This window comes from Niallia circulans (genome assembly GCF_007273535.1).
GTDB lineage: Bacteria > Bacillota > Bacilli > Bacillales > Cytobacillaceae > Niallia > Niallia circulans_B.
In genome coordinates this window covers 2,260,630-2,281,662 of record NZ_RIBP01000004.1, presented here as the reverse complement: position 1 = coordinate 2,281,662, position 21,033 = coordinate 2,260,630, and the positions used below count along the sequence as shown (strand labels likewise).

Sequence of the window (21,033 nt, the reverse complement as noted above, 5' to 3'; positions counted from 1 at the left end):
GTCCTTTTTTTATCCTTTTAGAATTTCATCTAATAGGTTTTCATTGAATGTTTTGCTTTTCAACATTTCTATTTCATGTTTGTATGGAGCTTTTTTGTTATTCTTATCTTCCCCGACAAAAGGTGTCTCAAGGATTTTCGGAATATCAACTAGCTGTGGGTGATGGACGATTTTGCTTAATGCATCAAAACCGATATGACCAAAGCCAATGTTTTCATGACGGTCCTTTCTCATCCCTACAGCATTTTTGCTGTCATTGATATGCAGCACCTTCAGCTTGTCCAAGCCGATAATACGGTCGAACTCATCCAGAACGCCATCAAAGTCCTCGACAATATTATACCCAGCATCATGTGTATGGCATGTATCAAAGCAGACAGACAGCTTGTCACTATGTGTGACACCATCCATAATCATTGCTAGTTCCTCAAAAGTCTTACCGCATTCTGATCCTTTTCCAGCCATTGTTTCCAGTGCGATTTGCAAATTTTCTTTGCCTGTCAGCACTTCATTAAGACCTTCAATAATCCTCTTAATACCGATTTCCTCACCAGCGCCAACGTGGGCACCTGGATGCAAAACAATTTGTTTAGAGCCAAGTGCTTCTGTTCGTTCAATTTCTGATCTTAGGAAATTAACACCAAGCTCGAATGTGGCAGGGTTTGTTGTGTTGGCTACATTGATAATATACGGAGCATGTACGACGATATCTGCAATCCCGTTCTCCTGCATATGACGAAGCCCTGCTTCGATATTCAAGTCCTCTATTTTCTTGCGTCTCGTATTTTGGGGAGCACCTGTATAGATCATGAAGGTGTTAGCTCCGTACGACAATGCCTCTTCACTTGCTGCAAGAAGCATTTTTTTGCCGCTCATGGAAACATGTGAACCTATTTTCACCATATATTCTCTCTCCCTTCCCACTAAAGTTAATTATTTGTTTCGGCTTTTCAGACGTCTTTCACGCTTCTTGATGCTTTCCACTTGACGCTGCATTTTTTTCTTGTAGCCTGGTTTTACTTTGCTCGGCTTCTTCACAAGTGATTTTGCTTTCGCATCGATTTCATCTGCTGAGCGTTGACGTTTCTTACGGCGGTTTCTATCGTCAATCTCGACCCATTCACCGTTTTTCAAATCGATGTTTTTAAATTCAATGCCAAGCTTTTCAAGATGATTCAACTTATCCTCATCCGCTTGTTCGTAAATCGTCAATGCGATCCCTGAAGAACCAGCTCTTGCCGTTCTTCCGACACGGTGAACATAAAAATCCAAATCAGTTGGTAGCTCATAGTTGATGACATGGCTGATTCCTTTAATGTCAATTCCTCTTGCAGCTAAATCCGTTGCAATAACAAATTGATATTCAAGATCTAGGATTTGCTTCATGACCTTTTTGCGTTCGCGCGGTGTCAGTCCTCCATGAAGTCTAGCAACCTTAAGTCCTTTTCGAGAAAGACCTGTTGCTACTTCATCACACATTTGTTTCGTGTTCGTGAACACGATTGCCAAAAATGGGTTAAAAACAGTTAACGCCTCATATACTGTCGCAACCTTGTCTCTATGTCTTGAAGGAAGAAGCACATGTTCAATTTTTGCTGCAGTTAGCTGTTTTGGTTCAACATGAACATATTTAGGATTTTCCAAATATTTTTTCAAGAATGGCTTTAGCTTTTCCGGAATTGTTGCGGAGAAAACACAGATGCTCAAATTCTTCGGCATTCTTGCAGCAATTTGGTCCACGTCTTCTATGAAGCCCATATCAAGCATTAAGTCTGCTTCATCGACGATAAGCATAGATGATGTATGGACAAACAAGGCTTGCTCTTTCACAAGATCATTGATTCTGCCCGGTGTTCCCACAACAATATGGGGCTGGCTTTTCAGCTTTTCAATCGCGCGCTGTTTATCCGTTCCACCAATGAACAAACGAGAAGTAATAGCCTCTGGCGCGTGTTTTGTGATTTTAAGGATTTCCTGATGAATCTGTGTTGCAAGCTCCCTTGTTGGTGCCGTGATAACAGCTTGCACAGTACTTTCCTGTGCAACGATTTTTTGGACAATTGGCAATACGTAGGAATGGGTTTTACCTGTTCCTGTTTGAGATTGTCCAATCGCACTTTCGCCTTTTAAGATTAACGGAATCACCTTTTGCTGTATTTCAGTTGGTTCATAAAAGCCAAGCTCATCGACTGCTTTCAGGATGAACGGCTGTAATTCGTATTTATTGAATTTTGTTTTACTCATTTTTAAAACTCCTTTATGTTCAGGCAAGATATAAATTGCCGTGGCTTCACTAGTCCATCATATTATTATAATAAAAATCTCATGAAAACACCACTAAATCTAAGGAATAATGCCGAAAGCTCCCGAAATAACTAGAAAATCCCCTATAATACTCCTACTTAGCCTCTTCCTTTTTATTTTTTCCTTATTTGCTGTTTTTTATATTGGACAATTAAATTACATTTCTTTTGCTCTTCTCCGCTAAATCCTAAACAAGTGACAACTATTTTGCATACACTAGTAGCGAGCAATTCAGGTAAATATAGAAAGGAGGCAGCAGCATGCCACCAAGATCGCGTATGCCGCAGCCAAGAGGCATGGGGGGAAGAATGATGCAACAAGGCCCTGCTCCATTTCCTTATCAAAGGCAGATGATGGGAAGAGGCGGTGGAGCACCTGCCAAAAATGGAGGCGGAGGCATACTTTCCAAGTTGCTTGGAGGGGGAAAAGGCGGAGACACAAATAGTGCACAAAGAGGTTTAGGTGCCACGATCGGCGCAGGGACAAGAAATGCCGCAGCTGCAAGCGGGGGCGGTATCTTAAAGACATTGACAAACCCTGCTTCCATAAACGGTTTCCTTGCAAATTCACAAAAATTTCTTTCGACTGCAAGCCAGGTTGGTCCGATGATCAGCCAGTATGGACCAATGGTGAGAAACATCCCGGCAATGTGGAAGCTTTACAAAGGCTTGAGTTCCTCTAGTAGTGATACAACAGAAGAAGCCGAATCAAAGACTATCAACAAAGTTGAAAACACAAAAACAGTTGGAGAAACAGAAATAAACAACAACGGTGCCGCACCAACTGCAATTCCAGAAGCAACACCTGAAAGCGGTCCGCAAGAAGGCGGAGTATCTGTTCCGAGAATGTATATATAGACCTTTACAGACCCATGCCTTGGGTCTTTTATTTTTTTGTACTTTCTTCCAGCCTCAATATTTTTGTCTTATTTTAATAAGTTTTATATAATAGAATATGATAAGATATTTTTTGAGTCCTTATAACTTATTCGTAATATATTTCGGATAAAGAGGTTTCTAGTGGGAGGATTACAATGAAAGTAATAAAAATTGCCCCGCGCGGCTATTGCTATGGAGTAGTTGATGCCATGGTAATTGCTCGTAATGCGGCCTTAGATAAAACATTACCGCGTCCAATTTACATCCTTGGAATGATTGTTCACAATAAACATGTAACAGATGCCTTTGAAGAGGATGGTATCATTACATTAGACGGGAAAAACCGTAAGGACATCATTGAAAAGGTTGAAACAGGGACCGTCATTTTCACTGCACATGGTGTTTCACCAGAAATCAGAGAAATCGCCAAAAGAAAAGGCCTTGTCACACTTGACGCAACTTGCCCAGATGTGACTAAAACACATGATTTAATACGCGAAAAAGAAAAAGAAGGCTATTATATCATCTACATCGGAAAAAAAGGACATCCAGAACCAGAAGGTGCTGTCGGCGTTGCTCCACACGCGGTGAGCCTTGTTGAAACAGTTCAGGATATTGAAAATCTTACGATAACAAACGAAAAAATTATTGTCACAAACCAGACGACAATGAGCCAATGGGACGTCGCAGATTTGATGGACAGCATTAAATCGAAGTTCCCTCATGCGGAGTTCCATAAGGAAATCTGCCTTGCAACTCAAGTAAGGCAGGAAGCAGTTGCACAGCAGGCAGGCGAGGCAGATGTTCTTATTGTTGTTGGAGATCCAATGAGCAACAACTCCAACCGTCTTGCCCAAGTTTCAGAAGAAATCGCCAGCACTCCAGCCTATCGTATTGCAGACGTTTCAGAACTTGAATTAGAATGGCTTAAAAATGCCCAGTCTGTTGCTGTTACAGCAGGTGCTTCAACACCAACACCAATCACAAAAGAAGTGATTGCCTTTTTAGAGCAATACGAACCAGAGAATGAAGAAACATGGTCTCGAGAAAAGAAGGTTCCATTAAACAAAATTCTTCCTAAGGTGAAGAAAAAATAACAAAAAGCGATGAAGAATAATCATTCTTCATCGCTTTTTATTTTATACAAACTGAAACGGATCTGTGTGGAGGCTTGACGGGAAAATATTAACCTTATAACCTCTCTCTTCACACATGGCTACGAGCTTGTATGCGACTCCCTTTTTCATAACCTTCTCGACATTATGTCCTGGGTCCACAATATTCAAGCCGAGTTCATTGGCGTCAATAGCAACATGGTAATACATATCACCTGTTACATATACATCCGCCCCTTTTCTTATTGCGTGAGAAAAGTATTTATTGCCATCTCCGCCTAGTACAGCAACCTTCTTAATCTTAGCCTTCATGTCTCCCACTACCCTAACAGCATGGACATCAAGCCGCTTTTTGACATGCTCTGCAAACTCAGCTAAAGTCATCTCATCGATTTTGCCGATTCTGCCAAGGCCAAGCTGCTTGCCCTGCTGTGCGACCTCATAAACATCAAATGCAGGCTCTTCGTAAGGATGTGCCTTTTTAAGCGCGTTTAAAACGGTTTTTTCGAGTGATTGAGGGTAAATAGTCTCAATCCTCATTTCATCAACTACCTCAAGCTTGCCTGGCTCCCCAATGAATGGATTAGAATCCTCGCCTGGTTTAAATTCCCCTTTGCCTGATGCTGTAAAGCTGCAATGGCTGTATTTCCCGATCGCTCCAGCTCCTGCATTGCCAAGTGCCTCCTTAACGGCTTCTGCATGATCCACAGGAACATATGCTACTAGTTTTTTTAACTTATTTTCATATGTAGGTACCAAAACCTCGCAATCTCTTAACCCCAATGCATCACTCAGCAGGTCATTAACACCACCCTTTGCCACATCCAAATTTGTATGTGCAGCATATACAGCAATATCATGTTTAATCAGCTTTTGCATAAGTCTTCCAGCAGGATTATCGGCTGTTATCTTTGTTAGAGGGCGAAAAATCGGAGGATGGTGTGCAATAATTAAATCCGTTTTTAAAGATATTGCTTCATCGACTACTTTTTCAGTAGCATCTAAAGCAATCATGACATTATGAACAGGTCTGCTCAAATCGCCCACTTGAAGGCCAATTTTATCTCCCTCCATTGCATAAGCCTTTGGTGAAAATTGCTCAAACAGTGAGATAAGTTCAAACCCATTAATTTCTTTCATTTCCGAGTACCTCCTGTACAAGTGCAATTTTCCATGTTAACTCTTGTCGTTTAGCAGCAGTCTCCTCTGTTTCATTTGCAGTTTCCAAGCGTCCTATGATTCTTTCCCAGTTTGCTTTTTCAATGCTCCACTTCTTTTGGAAGACTTGATTTTTTTCTTTGCTTAAATAAGGACCAAGTAGAAGCTCTGCATCAATATGAGAAGAATAAGGTTTTTTTCCATCCCCTTTTTCAGCGACAAGCACTTCATATATCTTATCGTCCTCTTCGATAATCTCTTCTGTCACTAAAGACCAGTCATTCTCCACAAGCCAAATCCTAATGGAATAGGCGCTAACGTTCGGTTGCAGAACAAGTCGTTTAACGCTTGACAGCTTGTCCTTTCCATCATCTAAAATTGCCGCTATTAAAGAGCCGCCCATTCCTGCGATTGTGATGCAGTCTACTTCTCCATCACTTATGACTTCCAATCCGTTTCCTTTTCTAACTGAAATAACATCTGAAAGACCTTCATTAACTACTTGCTTTTGAGCAGATAGAAACGGTCCATCAACTACTTCTCCTGCAATTGCAAAAGCAGCTTTCTGTTTTTTCAGCATATAGCATGGCAAATAAGCATGATCTGAGCCAATATCTGCGAACTTTGCTCCTGCCGGTATGTATTTTGCCACTGTTTCAAGACGATTAGATAATCTGTCTGTATTCATCCCTAACACCACATTTCATTGCTTTTTCTGTACAAAGTTTTTCTATTACCTATTTGTAACATAATTAATTATAGAATTCCATAAGAACCACTATTTACCTTTTGATAATACTTGAAAAGGTACTCATATCCTTTAAGCTCGTGTTGATTTTAGCGAAAAGACATAAAAACGAGGAGTATTATCATCAGAAAACCGATATAGGAGGATATCGAAAAATAAATGAGTTTAAATTTTCGTCCTATCCAAAACCAAATGATACAATTTATCGCTAAAATAATATATAAGAATATTATTTGTTCAGGAAAATATTCAAGTACAGTTTTGACACTGAACAGCAGGACAATAAAAGCCGCTACTGTTACGGGAATATCGTTTCCAAGACCCTTCACCTGATAATAGTAAATGCCCGCTGCGGAAATTATCAGAAAAATTAGTGAAATAGCCATTTGCAAAATGAAAGACAATTCAGTAAAATATAAGAAACCTACTGTAATTGGAATAAACAATAAAAAGATTGCACTGGAAATATAATGTTTTTGTTTTTCTTTTTGCTTTGGTAGCTCTTCCTCTTCTATTCTGTTTCCTTCTGTATAAAGAGTGAGCAAATAATCGCAGTAATGTTCCGGGAGCATTTTATTTTGTTTCCAATAAAGTATTTCTTGGATAATCACTGTTTTTCTATTATCCTTCATGAGCAGCACATCCATCCTTAATGTTAATACGGTTAAAAAAAAAGAAACAGTCACTTCTATTGTAAGAAGTAAACTATTTCTTGGCAATCATTACTTGAATTTATATTAGCTCGTTTATTCTAAGAAATCTTTCAGTCTTTTGCTGCGGCTAGGATGTCTAAGCTTTCTAAGTGCTTTAGCTTCGATTTGGCGAATACGTTCACGCGTAACCCCAAATACTTTTCCGACTTCTTCAAGTGTTCTCGTACGACCATCATCCAAACCAAAACGAAGTCTTAAAACATTTTCTTCACGGTCTGTTAATGTATCAAGAACATCTTCAAGCTGTTCCTTAAGAAGTTCATATGCTGCATGCTCTGATGGAGATGTTGCATCTTGGTCTTCAATGAAATCACCTAAATGGGAATCATCTTCTTCCCCAATCGGTGTTTCCAAGGAAACTGGCTCTTGTGCAATCTTTAAGATTTCTCTTACTTTATCTGGTGTAAGATCCATATCTTCGCCAATTTCTTCCGGAGTCGGTTCGCGGCCTAAGTCCTGAAGCAACTGACGCTGAACGCGAATCAATTTGTTAATTGTTTCGACCATATGGACTGGAATACGAATTGTGCGGGCTTGGTCCGCAATTGCTCTTGTAATTGCCTGGCGTATCCACCATGTCGCATACGTACTGAATTTGAATCCTTTTTCGTAGTCGAATTTTTCAACTGCTTTGATTAGGCCCATATTTCCTTCCTGAATCAAATCAAGGAACATCATTCCACGTCCGACATAACGCTTCGCGATACTTACCACAAGTCTTAAGTTTGCTTCTGCAAGGCGTCGTTTTGCTTCTTCATCGCCTTCCATAATGCGTTTTGCCAATACAATTTCTTCTTTTGCGGAAAGTAGGTCGACACGACCAATTTCCTTTAAGTACATACGTACAGGGTCATTTATTTTAACGCCAGGAGGCACACTTAAATCATTAAGATCGAACTCTTCCTCGCCTTTTGCAAGCTCTTGAACATTCGGTGGCTCATCCTCGCCATCTCCAACAAGCTCTATTCCTTGATCACCTAATACTTCATAGAACTCATCCATTTGATGGGAGTCTAATTCAAAACTGGCCAGTTTTTCTGCAATATCATCGTATGCAAGCACCCCAGTTTTCTTTCCAACTTCTGTTAATTGTTCCTTTACCTGATCAAGGGTCAATTCCGTTTCAACCTCTTTTGAACGGGCTGACTTTTCAGCCATATGTCCCCCTCCTTCCAAAAAATCAAGACAATCAAATTTATTTTAATGATTTTACTAACAACATGACTTCCATTCCTATTTCTGCTGCCTTTAGAAAATCATTTTGTCGCTCTGCTTCTTTTTGCAATGCTTTCTTTTCATTAATTTCCAGCATTTTTTCGTAATTCAACAGCTGTTTTAAATAATCGGTAAGCTCTTGATCACCGACCTCCTCATTTACTTCCATCATGTCAATGTCTGCCACAATCCGCTGCAGTTCACCGTCACGAATGAAATTAAGGAAGGCGCTTGAATCAGAACTTTGTCCTGTTTCATAAAAAGCCAGCAAATAAGTGAAAATCGCTTGATGTTCATCAATATTGAATGTCCTGTCCTGTAAAGCTTCCCGGACCTTCAATGCAATGTCCTCACTTTTAAGCATATGGGCAATCAGCCTTCGTTCGGCAGTATGATATGCCGGCAATAAGTGGTTAGATCTTTTTCTTACACTATATTGCTTAACTGGTGCATTCATGCTTTTATTTGGCTTATTTATTGTTTGCCTGCCGGCAAGCTCTTCCTCCTGCATTTTTAATGCATCGAGAGAGATGGAAAATTCCGATGACAGCTGCCTTAAATAAAGGTCTTTTTCGACTGCATTCCCAAGCTGAGCGATTTCTCCCAATACTTGTTCTATATAGCTAAGCTTATCTCCTTCATTTTGCAGATTTTTTCCTCTGCGATGATATATGAGCTTAAAGCTCATAAATGGAACGCTCGCCTGCATGATTTCATGCTGCAGTTTTTCTTCCCCATATTTGTTAAGGTAATCATCCGGATCCAGACCATCTGGAAGCATGGCAACCTTAACTGTACAATTGACGCCAGCAAGCATTTTTCCTGCCCGGTAGGCTGCTTCGATTCCTGCTGAATCTGAATCATAGCAAATGGTTATAGTTCGGGAGTTTCGCTTTAAAATAGCGATATGCTCATCTGTAAGGGATGTACCCATTGTTCCGACACTGTTTTCCACACCTGCACGGTTAGCAGCAATTACATCAGCAAATCCCTCAAATAAGACAGAATGCTGTGTTTTTCTAATGCTTGGCCTCGCCATATGAAAATTATAAAGGGTGCTGCTTTTATTAAAAATTGGTGTCTCCGGACTGTTTAGATATTTGGGAGTTGAGTCCCCTAGTGTACGTCCGGAAAATGCAATTGGATTGCCATTACGATCATAAATAGGAAACATTATCCGATCGCGGAAGCGGTCAAAATATTTATCCCCTTTTTCACTTTTGATGATTAGGCCGGCTTTTTCCATTATGGAAGTGTCATTTTTCTTTAAATACTTCACCGCAAAGTCCCACTGATTCGGTGCATAGCCAATTTGAAACTTATCAATGACTTCTCTTGTAAAGCCCCTGTCAAGCAAATACTGTAAAGCATGCTCAGCTTCCGTTGTATTTACAAGGATATGATGGTAAAATTTAGTTAACTGATCGTGAGCATCCATCATTTGCTGCAAGTCTTTAGAAATGGCAGGTTTATTACCTGACTCCTGCAATTCTACACCGAGATCAACATTCGCTCTTTCTGCAAGATGGAAAGCTGCTTCCTGAAAGGAATAGCCTTGTAAGTCCATTAGAAAGGTAAATACATTTCCTCCTGCGTGACAGCCAAAGCAATGAAATATCTGCTTTTCAGGTGACACGGAAAATGAGGGGGTTTTTTCGCCATGAAATGGACACAATCCCAAATAATTGCGTCCTTGCTTTGTTAATGCAACATGCTCCCCAATGACATCAACTATGTCGATTGCCTGTTTGACCTCGTTTACTTTCTCATCAGGAATGCGCTCAACCATTTTCAACACATCTCCCTACTACTAGCATTCCTATACATAAGACATTCGACACAATCAGCTTATTCTCCTGCAACTTTCGACAAAACGATTTCGAAACTTTTTTTGAATTTCTGCCGATCCTTTTCTTCAAATGGCTTAGGTCCTTTTCCGTATATGCCTCTTCTTCTTGCCTTAGCAGAAAGATAGCGCATATCCAGAGCTGTCCCAATATCTTTTTCCTCAAGGATAATTCCTCTTGGAGTAAGAACATAAACTCTTTTGGGCAGCAGTGTTGCTGCCAGTCCAATATCCTGTGTTACTACAACATCATTTGCCTTTACGGCGTTCATAATAAACATATCTACTGCTTCCTTGCTACTGTCAACATACTTCCAGTTTGTTCCGTCTTCATGCCGTTTCATGTGAGCATAGGAAGCGATAAAAATTAATTCAATAGATCTGCTTGTAGCCATTTCGACAATTTCTTCTTTCACAGGACAAGAATCAGCGTCAACATATATGATGCATTTATCCAATGTACTACTAATTCTACATCACTCCATATATTCCTTCTTTCATGAATACTTTTTCATGGAAAGAGTCGTTGTCGAAAATTATTTTTTTCTTCCTCTTGACTTCTCACAGTAAATAGTTTATTCGTTATGAGCCAACTCTAAACCTATTTACAATACTTTTTTATCACAATTTTCTATTATAGTACATAAATTAGCTTTATACCATAAATTTTCCGAAAAAAACAACAGTATTTTTCAAGAAATGGACAGGTTTTGAATTAAAAAGTTAATCCAGCTTTTTTTAACCGCAGAAAACCATTCTTCTGCAGTTTTTTATTTCTATTTAAAAATGATTATTTTTAGCGCGGTAATATAAATTAAAAATAATATTGGCAGTTTCTTCGACCGCTTTATTTGTCACATCGATGACAGGACATTTTATTTTGTCCACAATATTTTCGAAGTAAGCCATTTCCTGCTCAATGCGTTCAATTTGTGCATAGCTTGCACTATCACTTAGTCCTAAGGAAATTAATCTTTCCTTGCGGATATTATTCAGCTTTTTAGGGCTGATTTTTAAGCCAAAGCATTTATGTGCTGGAACCTCAAATAATTCCTTTGGAGGGTCTACTTCAGGGACAATCGGAACATTGGCAACCTTCACCCGCTTATGGGCAAGAAATTGTGATAGAGGTGTCTTAGACGTTCTGGAAACACCAAGTAAAATAATATCTGCCTTTTCCAAGCCTCTTGGGTCTCTTCCATCGTCATATTTAACGGCAAACTCAATTGCTTCTACCTTTTTGAAATAGTCTTCATCCAGCTTTCTGACTAAACCTGGTTCAAAAAGCGGTGTTTTGCCCCATAGCATTTGAAACTGATCGATGATTGGTCCAATGATATCTGCAGCATATACTCCTTCTTCAACAGCAAGTTCCTGCATGTATTTCCGCATTTCCGGCTTTACGAGTGTATATGCAATCATTCCGTGCTCTTGTCTGGCCTGACGAATCACATCACGGATATTTGACTTATCCTCCACAAAAGGAAACCTTTTTATGGATACATTCACATTATGACCGGAAAACTGACTTATTGCGGCTTTCGTTACGAGTTCGGCTGTCTCTCCGACAGAATCGGATACTACATATATGATTTGTCTTTCAGTCATGAAAACTTCCTCCTCTTCTATCATTCATTGGATAAGTTCACAAGTGCTTTCGTTATATTTGTCTTTGTCACTCGTCCGATTACTTTAAGACCATCTTGTTCCTCTTTTACAACAGGCAGAGAATCTATTTCTCTCTCTATTAGCTTTTTACCGACATCAACTAATTTGTCGTCCAAGTAACAATACGTGATATTCGGCATCCTTGTCATAATAATGGTAACAGGCAATGACGACAATTCCTGCTTGCCGATACTTGCCCTTAACATGTCTTTTCTTGAAACAACACCTGCAAGAGCATTATTAGCATCAACGATAAAAATCGTCCCGACATCTTCTGTAAACATCGTAACAATCGCATCGTATACAGATGTTGTATCACTTGCTACAACAGGACAGGAATAATAATCTTTCACATACAAGTTACCGATTCTTTCTGACTGCTCTGACGTTTTGCCAGTATAAAAATAGCCGACACGAGGCCTGGCATCCAGAAATCCAGCCATTGTCAAGATGGCAAGGTCGGGACGTAATGTCGCTCTAGTTAAATGTAAGTTTTCAGCAATATGCTCTCCCGTTATTGGACCATTTGCTTTAACGATTTCCACGATTTGCTGTTGGCGTTTATTCAGTTTTATCGTTCATTCACCACCTTCGCAAAGTAAAGCGTCTTCCTGACGGCTCATATGGGAAGTCATTTAAAATAAAGTAGGTGGAGAAATCTCCACCACACTTTTTTTATTTCACCATTATTTCTGATACATTAGCAAAGCCTTTTATTATGTCTGCAAGCTCTGTCATTTGATTTAATCTATTTTCTTTCAAAGACGGGTTATCTGACATTACCATTGTATTATCGAAATACGAGGCAATAGAGGACTCAAGAGAGAGCAGCAAAGTGAAGTATACTTCTGCCTCTGTATCCTTTGTCAGTTTCTCTTTCACTGATTGCACTGCTTGGAACAAGCTGCCTTCCTCTTCATTCTCAAACAAGGCTGAATCAACAGAGCCTTTAACTTCTGCCTTTTTGGAAATATTAATGACACGCGCCAATGCTTCAATACCATTTTTAAAGTTAGCATCATTTTTATGGCTATCAAGCACCTTAGCCTTTTTAAGCAAGCTTGCAGGACTGCCAATTGCATCGCCAAGAACTGCATCGATTAAATCGTAACGAATGCCTTCTGCTTGAAGGATATGCTTAATACGAGCCTTAAAGAAATCGATTAGATTTTTATGCAGTTCTTCTTCAGAAGTTTTTGCAAAGCCTTTTACATTATGCATAGCAAGTGATACAAGCTCTTCTAAAGATAAATCCCACTCTTTATCCATCAAGGTCTGCACAACACCTGTAGCCTGTCTGCGGAGCGCATAAGGGTCTTGTGAACCAGTTGGAATTAAGCCGATTGCAAAGAAGGAAACGATTGTATCCAGTTTTTCTGCAAGAGCAAGTGCTGCACCTTCATTGCTTGAGGCAGTGTTATCGTCTGCGTGTCTCGGCATATAATGTTCGTTAATAGCCTTAGCAACAGCAGAAGCTTCCCCTTTTTGCAGGGCATATTTTTCACCCATAAGCCCTTGTAGCTCTGGAAACTCGTAAACCATGTTAGTAACAAGGTCAAATTTTGAGATTTGGGCTGCACGATCTGCGTTTTTCTTTTCTTCTGCTGAGAAGTTAAGGGTATCAGCAATGTTAGTTGTTAACCCTTGTACTCTTGCAACTTTTTCTGAAAGAGTGCCTATTTCTTCGTGATATACAATGGATTGTAATTTCGCCAAAAGCTTGTCAATATCCTGCTTTTGATCTTCTTTATAGAAGAACGCAGCATCTGCAAGACGAGCTCTTAACACTTTTTCATTCCCTCTTGCGACCTTTTCTAAATGGTTATGGTCACCATTGCGGACTGTAATAAAGTAAGGAAGCAATGTATCATCCTTTGATTTAACAGGGAAATAACGCTGATGCTCCTTCATGCTTGTTATCAGCACCTCGTTTGGAAGCTCCAAAAAGGATTCTTCAAACTTACCGAAAAGAGCTGTCGGATATTCAACTAAATTATTAACTTCTTCCAACAAATCCGCATCAATTGGTATAATCCAATCATTCTCTTCGCTAATCTTATTAATTTGCGAAAGAATAGCTGCTTTACGTTCTTCAGGGTTTGCAATGACAAACTGACTTAGCAACGCTTCTTTATAATTGCTAGGCTGAGCAAAGCTGATTTCTTCTCCAAGGAAACGGTGGCCAAGCGATTTACGGTCTGTTTCCACACCTGTAATCGAAAATGGAACGACTGTATCGCCAAATAACGCGGCAATCCATTTAATTGGACGAATATAACGCAGGTCATTATTTGCCCAACGCATGTTTTTTGGGAACGTCAAGCTTAAAATGATGTCCTTTAATGCAGGCAACAAATCAATTGTTGCTTGGCCTTTAATGAATTTTTTAACATGTGCATATTCCACACCATTGATTTCCTTGAAATAAATATCTTCAACCGTCGCACCTTGACCTCTTGTGAAGCCGGCAGCTGCCTTAGACCATTCCCCTTTTTCATCAAGAGCAATCTTTTTAGCAGGGCCTTTTGCTTCTTCCTCAATATCCTTTTGCGCTTCATCTGCTTGGGAAACTAAAATCGCAAGACGTCTTGGTGTAGAGAATGCTTCAATTGCATCGAATTGCAATTGTTTTTCATTCAGCCATGCTTCCACCTTTTCTTTTAAGCTGTTCATGCTGCTTGTGACAAAACGGGCAGGCATTTCTTCTAAACCGATCTCTAGCAATAAATCTTTTTTACTCATGCTAATCAAACCTCCTTGCCTTTTAAAATAGGGAATCCTAATTTCTCACGCTCTTCATAAAATGTTTTAGCAACTTTGCGCGCAAGCGTTCGGCATCTTCCAATATAGCCTGTGCGCTCTGTAACAGAAATGGCACCTCTTGCGTCAAGAAGGTTGAATACATGAGAGCATTTTAATACATAGTCATATGCCGGATGCACAAGTCCTTCATCCATTTGGCGATGCGCTTCTTTTTCGTATACACTGAACAAATGGAAAAGCATATCCACATCAGATGTTTCAAATGTATATTTACTATGCTCAAATTCTGGTTGGTAGAAGATGTCTCTGATTGTAAAGCCGTCTGTCCACTCTAAATCAAATACATTCTCTTTATCTTGAATATAAGAAGCTAATCTTTCAATACCATATGTGATTTCAACAGAAACAGGCTTACACTCTAAACCGCCAACTTGCTGGAAGTATGTGAATTGAGTGATTTCCATTCCATCAAGCCAAACTTCCCAGCCTAAACCAGCACATCCTAATGATGGGTTTTCCCAGTTATCCTCAACAAAACGAATATCATGCTCGAGTGGGTTAATACCCAGTGCTTTAAGAGAGTCCAAATACATTTCTTGAATATTATCTGGTGATGGCTTCATGATAACCTGAAATTGGTGATGCTGATACAAACGGTTTGGGTTCTCCCCGTAACGTCCATCAGCAGGTCTTCTGGATGGCTCAACATAAGCCACATTCCAAGGCTCAGGTCCGATTGCTCTTAAGAAAGTATACGGGCTCATTGTTCCAGCCCCTTTTTCTACGTCATATGCCTGCATTAAAATACAACCATAATCTGACCAATGCTTTTGCAGTGTTAATATCATGTTTTGAATATTCATGTCAGCTCTAGCCTCCAAATAGTTTTTTTCTCAATAGATAGAAGCGAAAGAAATTATGTACAACATATATTTTTGCTGTTTTTACACAGCAAAAACTCCCGCCCCTATGCCAATGATTGACATAGGGACGAGAGTTAACCCGCGGTTCCACCCTATTTGCTGCAAACATATTGCAGCCACTTTCATGTGAGTGTTGCTCCACGAACGCCTTCCTTAAAGCTCTTGCACCTAGCTTTCACTATCCTAGGCTCGCTGGATCAAGAGTTGTTTAAGTACTACTTTCTTTTCAACGCAACTGTTTATTTACAAAAAATATTAACGAAAATAATTTCAATTGTCAACCTTCGTCTTTGTTCTTATTAATATTTGGGCTATTTTTCATAAAGTCATTGCCAAAATTTTTCATTGATTGCAGGAATTTTTTTGATTTCAAGTATAAGCCTGAATATTCATCATAATAAGCTGAAATAATGGTATTCAACTCTTCCTTTGTAGCTTCCTTGACAGAGATGTTACCAAGTCTACTTAAATCAAAATAATAAAAAATCCGCAGCAGCTTAACAGCTGCCTGGGACATTTTATAATGGTACGGATCATGCTCTAAGCAACGATGACATATAAGGCCACCCTCTCGAATGGAAAAGGAAAACTGCCCGTCAGTAGCACCGCAGATTGTGCATTTATCCAAAACAGGATACATGCCAAGCACATTGAGCATTTTCATTTCATAAATGTTTGTCAATATTTGTGCATCATAGCCTTCATTCATGTAATTCATTGTTTGGTGCAGCAATTCAAAATGAAAAGGGTTTGGCTTTTTATCCTCTGTACATCGATCTGTCAGTTCAGCAACATAACTCGCATAAGCTGTCAGCATAATATCCTCTTTAATTGCTCGGAAGCCTGTTATCATCTCACCTTGCTGCATAAGACCAAGCCCGCTTGAGCGCTGTACTAAATAATAAGCATATGTAAAAGGCTGGGTAACAGCAGAAAGCCTGCTGTTTGTCTTCTTTGCTCCCCTTGCCATTACACCAACCTTGCCCCATTCGCGGGTATATAATGTTGTAATCTTGTTTGTCTCTCCATAATCTGTTGTTCTAATGACGATGCCTTCACATTTTTCTTGCATCACCCTCACCATCCCTATCTATGGGACAGGACTATGAGATGGGATAATCAATATCTGCTAGCTCTTCATTCTGAGTATTCGGTATTTCATGGTTAGCCTTTTCTATTTCCTTAAAAAGTAGATAAGTGTCTATGTTACCTGTCTGCGAAAAAACCTTCCAGGTATAGTCTAACATGATAAACCCCCACCTTTTTTTGATTTTAATACTAGCTTAATTAATACCTTGACCTTATCATAGCCTGTCTTTGGTAAAAACATGAGACGAAAATATTGCTAATTTATTCCCGCATAATTTTAGAACCAGGTTTAATGACTATTAATATTCGTCTTCCCTAAAACCAAAGTCTCTCAGTTGAGTCATCTTGTTTCTCCAGTCCTTTTGGACCTTAACCCAAAGCTCTAAAAAGACTTTATTGCCAAGTAAGTTCTCGATATCTGTTCGTGCTCTTTTGCCGACTTCTTTAAGCATTCCACCCTGTTTACCAATGATAATGCCCTTTTGGGAATCTCGTTCCACAACAATCGTAGCCATTACATGGACAACATCATTTTGTTTCTTTTCCATTTTTTCAATAACAACGGCTAAAGAGTGCGGAATTTCCTCCCTTGTCAAATGAAGCGCCTTTTCCCTGATTAGTTCTGAAACGATAAATCTTTCTGGGTGGTCTGTTACTTGATCTGCCGGGTAAAATTGTGGACCTTCTGGCATATATTTTTTTATTTGTGTCAGCAATGTTTCCACATTGTTGCCTTCTAAAGCAGAGATTGGAATTATTTCTTTGAAGGGATACTTTTCCTTATAAGAATCAATAACAGAAAACAGCTTATCGGGATGAATCGTATCGATTTTATTTACGACTAAGAAAATAGGCGTTTTAATATTTTCAAACTTCTCAAGAATAAACTCTTCCCCTTTGCCGAATCCTTCTTCTGCATTAACCATAAACAGAATAAGATCGACTTCCTTCAATGTGTTTTGCGCCACTTTCATCATGAAGTCGCCGAGTCTGTGCTTAGGCTTATGAATACCTGGTGTATCAATAAAGATTAGCTGTGAATCATCAGTTGTTAGTACGCCTTGCACTTTATTTCTAGTTGTTTGCGGCTTATCGCTCATTATTGCAATTTTTTGTCCGATAACACGGTTCAAAAATGTTGATTTTCCAACATTTGGTCTTCCGATGATGGAAATAAATCCTGATTTATGCTCGTTGTTGCTCGTATTATTTATGTTCATTTAATGCCTCCGATGTAAATGCTCCTGGCAGTAATTCTGCCACTGTTGTTTTTTGAACGTCACCGTTCAGGTTTGTTAATATAACTTCCATGTCACTTGGACATAACTCAGAAATAACTTGCCTGCATGCTCCGCATGGTGAAACAGGTCCATTTGTGTCTGCAACTACTGCTAGACTAACAAATTTTGTGTCGCCTTCTGAAACTGCTTTAAATAATGCTGTTCTCTCTGCACAATTTGTCACACTGTACGCAGCATTTTCTATATTGCATCCATGATAAACCTTTCCTGTTTCAGAAAGCAAGGCTGCTCCTACCTGAAATTTAGAATAAGGAACATATGCCTTTTCTCTTGCTGCTTTTGCTTCTTGTATCAGCACTTCTGTTTTCATAAAATCGTCTCCGTTTCGATTTATTACACTTCGTGTATGCTGCTTACCTTAAGGCAAGGCGTGTTGTTCATTATTTTATAAAAAGATTAGAACGTTTTCAAATCAGCAGTTTCCTTTTTCTCTGCCAATGCATTATGTAAGCTTAAACTGCATCTATAAAAATTATATACTAACTTCTTTCCTGATGAAAGTTAATTAGCTATACTGTCTTATCTTAGTAAAAAGTAAAAACGAGGCTGGGACAAAACTAAAGATAACCTTCCTAAACACAAATAGTAAAATTACAATTAAATTTAAAAAATGAAGGCAGTGACTAAATGGAATAGGGAGTTAAAATTAGTTCGTTTCATTGCGCTACACTAAGAATTCTAATTATTTTATTAAAGCTAACAAAAAAACCGAACCATTTAATCAATAGTGATAAGCTCCCCTATAGGTAGACAGGTTAAAAAATAAAATCTGGATACTATAGGGGAGTATTTTTTATGTCTCGAAAGTTTTACTCTGCAGAAGAAAAATATGAAATAGTGAAGGCGTTTGATGAATCACTTTCTTCACTTAAAGTGGCATCCATTTATAAAGTACATCATGCCACCGTTTTGGAATGGAAATATAAGTTTGATACCTTTGGCTTAGAAGGATTAAAGGAGTCTTCCGCATGGAAAAAATATTCGGAAGAACTAAAGTTATCCGCCATAAAAGAGTATTTGTCCGGTGGTTCTTCGATTCGTGAGGTTTCTAGAATGTATGAAATATCCCATCCCTCTGTCCTCAGAAGTTGGATTAGGAAGTATAATAGTCATAGTGAATTAAAAGATGCGTCACAAGAAAGGACGGGCTCTATGACTAATGAAAGCAAACTAACTTGGGAAGAACGATTACATATTGTACTTGATTGCTTGGGGAACGGAAAAAATTATCAAGAAGCAGCGGATACGTATCAAGTTTCTTATCAACAAGTTTATCACTGGGTAAAGAAGTATGAAGATGGCGGAGAAGAAGCGTTGAAAGATAGACGTGGTAAAAGGAAAGAGGAATCAAAGCTAACTCCAGAAGAAAAATTCAAGCTTCAAATGAAAAAGCTAGAAAAAGAAAATGAACGGTTACGTGCGGAGAATTTGTATTTAAAAAAGTTGGAGGAGATAGAAAGGAGGAGAAAATAAAGCCTATCCGATTCGAGGATAAATATATCGCTATCCAGGAGCTTCACAGGGAAGAAAACATAAGTATTTCTTTACTTTGTGAAATAGTCAAAATAGCACGATCCGCCTATTATAAATGGCTGAATCGTCTCCCTACTTCCCAGGATTTACTGAATGAAAAAATCATAAAAGAAATGAAGATTCTTCATGAAAAAGTGGATAGCACCTTCGGTTATCGTCAAATGACGCTTCACATGAATAGACAGTTTAAAGAGAAACTTAATCATAAAAGAATCTATCGACTAATGAAAGTGGCGGGCTTACGCTCGATTATCCGCACCAAGAAAAAACGTTATAAACACTTTACTCCTAAACAGGTGGCGGAAAATAGACTAAATCGAGAATTTACTGCGGAAAAACCAAATGAAAAATGGGTTACAGATGTAACGGAATTTAAGTATGGCCAATCAAGGAAGGCTTATTTAAGTGCGATTCGTGACCTTTATGATGGCTCCATTGTAAGTTTTGTTATAGGACATTCCAATAATAATAGACTTGTATTTAAGACGCTAGACCAAGCAACTGCACTATTATTAGAGGAGGAACATCCACTTATCCATAGTGATCGTGGGTATCAATATACCTCCAAAGGATTTAAGCAAAGGATAGATGCGGCGAAAATGACGCAGAGTATGTCAAGAGTTGGTCGGTGTATTGATAATGGACCGATGGAATCTTTTTGGGGAACACTGAAATGTGAGAAGTATTATATACATAAATATAATACATTTGAGGAACTTGAACATGCGATAGAGGAGTATATTCATTTTTATAATTATGAAAGATATCAAAAGCGATTAAACGGCTTAAGCCCTATGGAATATAGAGCTCAAGCTGTTTAAATCTTTTTTATTATTTCAACTGTCTACTTGACAGGGGGCATTTCATAGTTGATTAAGTAGTTCGGTCTTTACCCTGGGTCACATACTTATGTCCCAGCCTCCTAATAAAAATATAGATCCAATAATTTTGGCAAAATAATAATAATACCTATTAATAGGGCAATGATGGCAGCGAACAAAACAGCCCCTGCAGCAATGTCCTTTGCTTGTTTTGCCAATGGGTGATATTCCTCTGTTACAAGATCCACAACTCGCTCAAGTGCCGTATTCATTAATTCCATACTGATAACAAGGCCAATAGCGATAAGAATAAACATCCATTCATGTAAGGAAATATGGCAAACATAGCCTAAAATGACAACAATGGCCATCAAACAAAAATGAATCCGCAAGTTCCTTTCTTTCTTAACAGCAGAACAGATACCTAAAAAGGCAAGGCGAAAGGACGACAGCTGACTATTCTTCTGAATTCGTTTATCTTTGTAATCCGAATTCATCAAGAATTTCCTTTTGTAGAGTAAACATAACTTCCTCATCCTCTTTTGTTAGATGGTCGTAACCTAGCAAGTGCAGAAAACCATGGACTGCTAAAAAGCCAAGCTCGCGCATATAGCTGTGACCATATTCCTCCGCCTGCTCTTTTGCTCTATCAATCGATATAATGATATCTCCAAGCACCCGAGGCATATCTGCGCCAATCAGCGCTGTTTCCCCTTCTCCAAGCTCCTCCATTGCAAAGGAAATAACATCTGTTGCTTGATCTTTATTGCGGTACTCTTTATTGATCTCCTGTATGCGGGCATTATCAACAAATGTGACCGAAAGCTCGATATCGCCAGACAATTTTTGATTCTGGGCAGCTAATATAAGTAATTCCTCGACTTTTGCCTGATCAGCTTCCTCCACTTTTTCTGTTTCATCAATAAAATCTATTTCTAAATTCATTTCCATTCATCCT

The 21,033-nt window shown here is 38.9% G+C and carries 21 protein-coding genes; 3 read left to right on the top strand and 18 right to left on the bottom strand.

The features are described from left to right. Window positions 1-9: 9 nt before the first annotated feature. Together CEQ21_RS19125 and CEQ21_RS19120 are read right to left on the bottom strand one after the other, a co-directional pair. The gene (locus CEQ21_RS19125) at window positions 10-903 is read right to left on the bottom strand and encodes a deoxyribonuclease IV (protein ID WP_185765878.1); all 894 of its coding nucleotides are present in this window, start codon (window positions 901-903) and stop codon (window positions 10-12) included. A gap of 30 nt (window positions 904-933) precedes the next feature. Then, window positions 934-2,244, bottom strand: coding sequence for a DEAD/DEAH box helicase (locus tag CEQ21_RS19120; protein ID WP_185765877.1), 1,311 nt, complete (start codon window positions 2,242-2,244; stop codon window positions 934-936). 320 nt (window positions 2,245-2,564) lie between these two features. Between CEQ21_RS19120 and CEQ21_RS19115 the strand changes: the two genes are divergently transcribed. Together CEQ21_RS19115 and CEQ21_RS19110 are read left to right on the top strand one after the other, a co-directional pair. Then, window positions 2,565-3,161 carry a YqfQ family protein gene (locus tag CEQ21_RS19115; protein WP_235907284.1) on the top strand — a complete coding sequence of 199 codons (597 nt, stop codon included), beginning with the start codon at window positions 2,565-2,567 and terminating at the stop codon, window positions 3,159-3,161. 176 nt (window positions 3,162-3,337) lie between these two features. Continuing rightward, entirely contained in the window at window positions 3,338-4,279 is a 942-nt protein-coding gene (locus tag CEQ21_RS19110) for a 4-hydroxy-3-methylbut-2-enyl diphosphate reductase (protein WP_185765876.1), read from the top strand. 42 nt (window positions 4,280-4,321) lie between these two features. Here the strand turns inward: CEQ21_RS19110 and CEQ21_RS19105 are convergent, their stop codons facing one another. From CEQ21_RS19105 to CEQ21_RS19040, 14 genes are all read right to left on the bottom strand, one after another. Continuing rightward, the gene (locus CEQ21_RS19105; RefSeq protein WP_185765875.1) at window positions 4,322-5,437 is read right to left on the bottom strand and encodes a Nif3-like dinuclear metal center hexameric protein; all 1,116 of its coding nucleotides are present in this window, start codon (window positions 5,435-5,437) and stop codon (window positions 4,322-4,324) included. Continuing rightward, window positions 5,424-6,143 (bottom strand): tRNA (adenine(22)-N(1))-methyltransferase, encoded by a 720-nt coding sequence (locus CEQ21_RS19100; protein WP_185765874.1) that lies wholly within the window; start codon window positions 6,141-6,143, stop codon window positions 5,424-5,426. The genes CEQ21_RS19105 and CEQ21_RS19100 overlap by 14 nt, the downstream gene beginning before the upstream one ends. Before the next feature lie 149 nt (window positions 6,144-6,292). Beyond that, on the bottom strand, window positions 6,293-6,835 hold the full coding sequence (locus CEQ21_RS19095) for an LTA synthase family protein (RefSeq protein ID WP_185765873.1): 543 nt from the start codon (window positions 6,833-6,835) through the stop codon (window positions 6,293-6,295). Window positions 6,836-6,949: 114 nt separating this feature from the next. Continuing rightward, on the bottom strand, window positions 6,950-8,074 hold the full coding sequence (gene rpoD, locus CEQ21_RS19090) for an RNA polymerase sigma factor RpoD (protein ID WP_127737424.1): 1,125 nt from the start codon (window positions 8,072-8,074) through the stop codon (window positions 6,950-6,952). Window positions 8,075-8,111: 37 nt separating this feature from the next. Beyond that, window positions 8,112-9,920 carry a DNA primase gene (gene dnaG, locus CEQ21_RS19085; protein WP_185765872.1) on the bottom strand — a complete coding sequence of 603 codons (1,809 nt, stop codon included), beginning with the start codon at window positions 9,918-9,920 and terminating at the stop codon, window positions 8,112-8,114. A 59-nt stretch (window positions 9,921-9,979) separates the two neighbouring features. Beyond that, window positions 9,980-10,372, bottom strand: a complete 393-nt coding sequence (locus CEQ21_RS19080; RefSeq protein WP_235907283.1) for a DUF188 domain-containing protein — start codon at window positions 10,370-10,372, stop codon at window positions 9,980-9,982. Between the two features lie 385 nt (window positions 10,373-10,757). Next, on the bottom strand, window positions 10,758-11,585 hold the full coding sequence (locus tag CEQ21_RS19075; RefSeq protein WP_185765870.1) for a pyruvate, water dikinase regulatory protein: 828 nt from the start codon (window positions 11,583-11,585) through the stop codon (window positions 10,758-10,760). 20 nt (window positions 11,586-11,605) lie between these two features. Beyond that, window positions 11,606-12,220, bottom strand: a complete 615-nt coding sequence (locus tag CEQ21_RS19070; RefSeq protein ID WP_144452613.1) for a helix-turn-helix transcriptional regulator — start codon at window positions 12,218-12,220, stop codon at window positions 11,606-11,608. Between the two features lie 100 nt (window positions 12,221-12,320). Then, window positions 12,321-14,387, bottom strand: coding sequence for a glycine--tRNA ligase subunit beta (gene glyS / locus CEQ21_RS19065; RefSeq protein ID WP_185765869.1), 2,067 nt, complete (start codon window positions 14,385-14,387; stop codon window positions 12,321-12,323). 5 nt (window positions 14,388-14,392) lie between these two features. After that, a complete protein-coding gene (glyQ, locus tag CEQ21_RS19060) occupies window positions 14,393-15,271 on the bottom strand; it encodes a glycine--tRNA ligase subunit alpha (protein WP_185765868.1) in 879 nt (292 codons plus the stop codon). 337 nt (window positions 15,272-15,608) lie between these two features. Next, window positions 15,609-16,403 (bottom strand): DNA repair protein RecO, encoded by a 795-nt coding sequence (gene recO, locus CEQ21_RS19055; protein WP_185767331.1) that lies wholly within the window; start codon window positions 16,401-16,403, stop codon window positions 15,609-15,611. Between the two features lie 31 nt (window positions 16,404-16,434). Beyond that, complete coding sequence (locus CEQ21_RS19050) at window positions 16,435-16,578, bottom strand: YqzL family protein (RefSeq protein WP_127737418.1); 144 nt, start codon at window positions 16,576-16,578, stop codon at window positions 16,435-16,437. Window positions 16,579-16,719: 141 nt separating this feature from the next. After that, complete coding sequence (era, locus tag CEQ21_RS19045; RefSeq protein ID WP_127737417.1) at window positions 16,720-17,640, bottom strand: GTPase Era; 921 nt, start codon at window positions 17,638-17,640, stop codon at window positions 16,720-16,722. Next, entirely contained in the window at window positions 17,627-18,031 is a 405-nt protein-coding gene (locus tag CEQ21_RS19040) for a cytidine deaminase (protein WP_185765867.1), read from the bottom strand. Before CEQ21_RS19040 ends, era begins: the two co-directional genes overlap by 14 nt. Window positions 18,032-18,516: 485 nt before the next feature. Between CEQ21_RS19040 and CEQ21_RS19035 the strand changes: the two genes are divergently transcribed. Then, window positions 18,517-20,075 (top strand): IS3 family transposase gene (locus CEQ21_RS19035; RefSeq protein WP_235907130.1). Its coding sequence is split into 2 segments (ribosomal slippage): window positions 18,517-19,168 and window positions 19,168-20,075, totalling 1,560 coding nucleotides; the frame shifts between segments, so codons are not numbered across the junction. Window positions 20,076-20,176: 101 nt separating this feature from the next. Here the strand turns inward: CEQ21_RS19035 and CEQ21_RS19030 are convergent. Together CEQ21_RS19030 and ybeY are read right to left on the bottom strand one after the other, a co-directional pair. Continuing rightward, complete coding sequence (locus CEQ21_RS19030) at window positions 20,177-20,572, bottom strand: diacylglycerol kinase family protein (RefSeq protein ID WP_185765866.1); 396 nt, start codon at window positions 20,570-20,572, stop codon at window positions 20,177-20,179. After that, on the bottom strand, window positions 20,550-21,020 hold the full coding sequence (ybeY, locus tag CEQ21_RS19025; RefSeq protein ID WP_185765865.1) for an rRNA maturation RNase YbeY: 471 nt from the start codon (window positions 21,018-21,020) through the stop codon (window positions 20,550-20,552). The genes CEQ21_RS19030 and ybeY overlap by 23 nt, the downstream gene beginning before the upstream one ends. Window positions 21,021-21,033 lie beyond the last annotated feature (13 nt).

What these genes read in the sequence shown, in the direction of transcription:
- CEQ21_RS19110 (WP_185765876.1), top strand. Translation starts at nt 3,338, where the DNA reads ATGAAAGTAATAAAAATTGCCCCGCGCGGCTATTGCTATGGAGTAGTT.
- dnaG (WP_185765872.1), bottom strand. Translation starts at nt 9,920, where the DNA reads ATGGTTGAGCGCATTCCTGATGAGAAAGTAAACGAGGTCAAACAGGCA.
- glyS (WP_185765869.1), bottom strand. Translation starts at nt 14,387, where the DNA reads ATGAGTAAAAAAGATTTATTGCTAGAGATCGGTTTAGAAGAAATGCCT.
- CEQ21_RS19120 (WP_185765877.1), bottom strand. Translation starts at nt 2,244, where the DNA reads ATGAGTAAAACAAAATTCAATAAATACGAATTACAGCCGTTCATCCTG.
- CEQ21_RS19105 (WP_185765875.1), bottom strand. Translation starts at nt 5,437, where the DNA reads ATGAAAGAAATTAATGGGTTTGAACTTATCTCACTGTTTGAGCAATTT.
- CEQ21_RS19040 (WP_185765867.1), bottom strand. Translation starts at nt 18,031, where the DNA reads ATGAAAACAGAAGTGCTGATACAAGAAGCAAAAGCAGCAAGAGAAAAG.
- recO (WP_185767331.1), bottom strand. Translation starts at nt 16,403, where the DNA reads ATGCAAGAAAAATGTGAAGGCATCGTCATTAGAACAACAGATTATGGA.
- rpoD (WP_127737424.1), bottom strand. Translation starts at nt 8,074, where the DNA reads ATGGCTGAAAAGTCAGCCCGTTCAAAAGAGGTTGAAACGGAATTGACC.
- CEQ21_RS19030 (WP_185765866.1), bottom strand. Translation starts at nt 20,572, where the DNA reads ATGAATTCGGATTACAAAGATAAACGAATTCAGAAGAATAGTCAGCTG.
- CEQ21_RS19100 (WP_185765874.1), bottom strand. Translation starts at nt 6,143, where the DNA reads ATGAATACAGACAGATTATCTAATCGTCTTGAAACAGTGGCAAAATAC.
- CEQ21_RS19080 (WP_235907283.1), bottom strand. Translation starts at nt 10,372, where the DNA reads ATGGCTACAAGCAGATCTATTGAATTAATTTTTATCGCTTCCTATGCT.
- CEQ21_RS19095 (WP_185765873.1), bottom strand. Translation starts at nt 6,835, where the DNA reads ATGAAGGATAATAGAAAAACAGTGATTATCCAAGAAATACTTTATTGG.
- ybeY (WP_185765865.1), bottom strand. Translation starts at nt 21,020, where the DNA reads ATGAATTTAGAAATAGATTTTATTGATGAAACAGAAAAAGTGGAGGAA.
- era (WP_127737417.1), bottom strand. Translation starts at nt 17,640, where the DNA reads ATGAACATAAATAATACGAGCAACAACGAGCATAAATCAGGATTTATT.
- CEQ21_RS19115 (WP_235907284.1), top strand. Translation starts at nt 2,565, where the DNA reads ATGCCACCAAGATCGCGTATGCCGCAGCCAAGAGGCATGGGGGGAAGA.
- CEQ21_RS19125 (WP_185765878.1), bottom strand. Translation starts at nt 903, where the DNA reads ATGGTGAAAATAGGTTCACATGTTTCCATGAGCGGCAAAAAAATGCTT.
- CEQ21_RS19075 (WP_185765870.1), bottom strand. Translation starts at nt 11,585, where the DNA reads ATGACTGAAAGACAAATCATATATGTAGTATCCGATTCTGTCGGAGAG.
- glyQ (WP_185765868.1), bottom strand. Translation starts at nt 15,271, where the DNA reads ATGAATATTCAAAACATGATATTAACACTGCAAAAGCATTGGTCAGAT.
- CEQ21_RS19050 (WP_127737418.1), bottom strand. Translation starts at nt 16,578, where the DNA reads ATGTTAGACTATACCTGGAAGGTTTTTTCGCAGACAGGTAACATAGAC.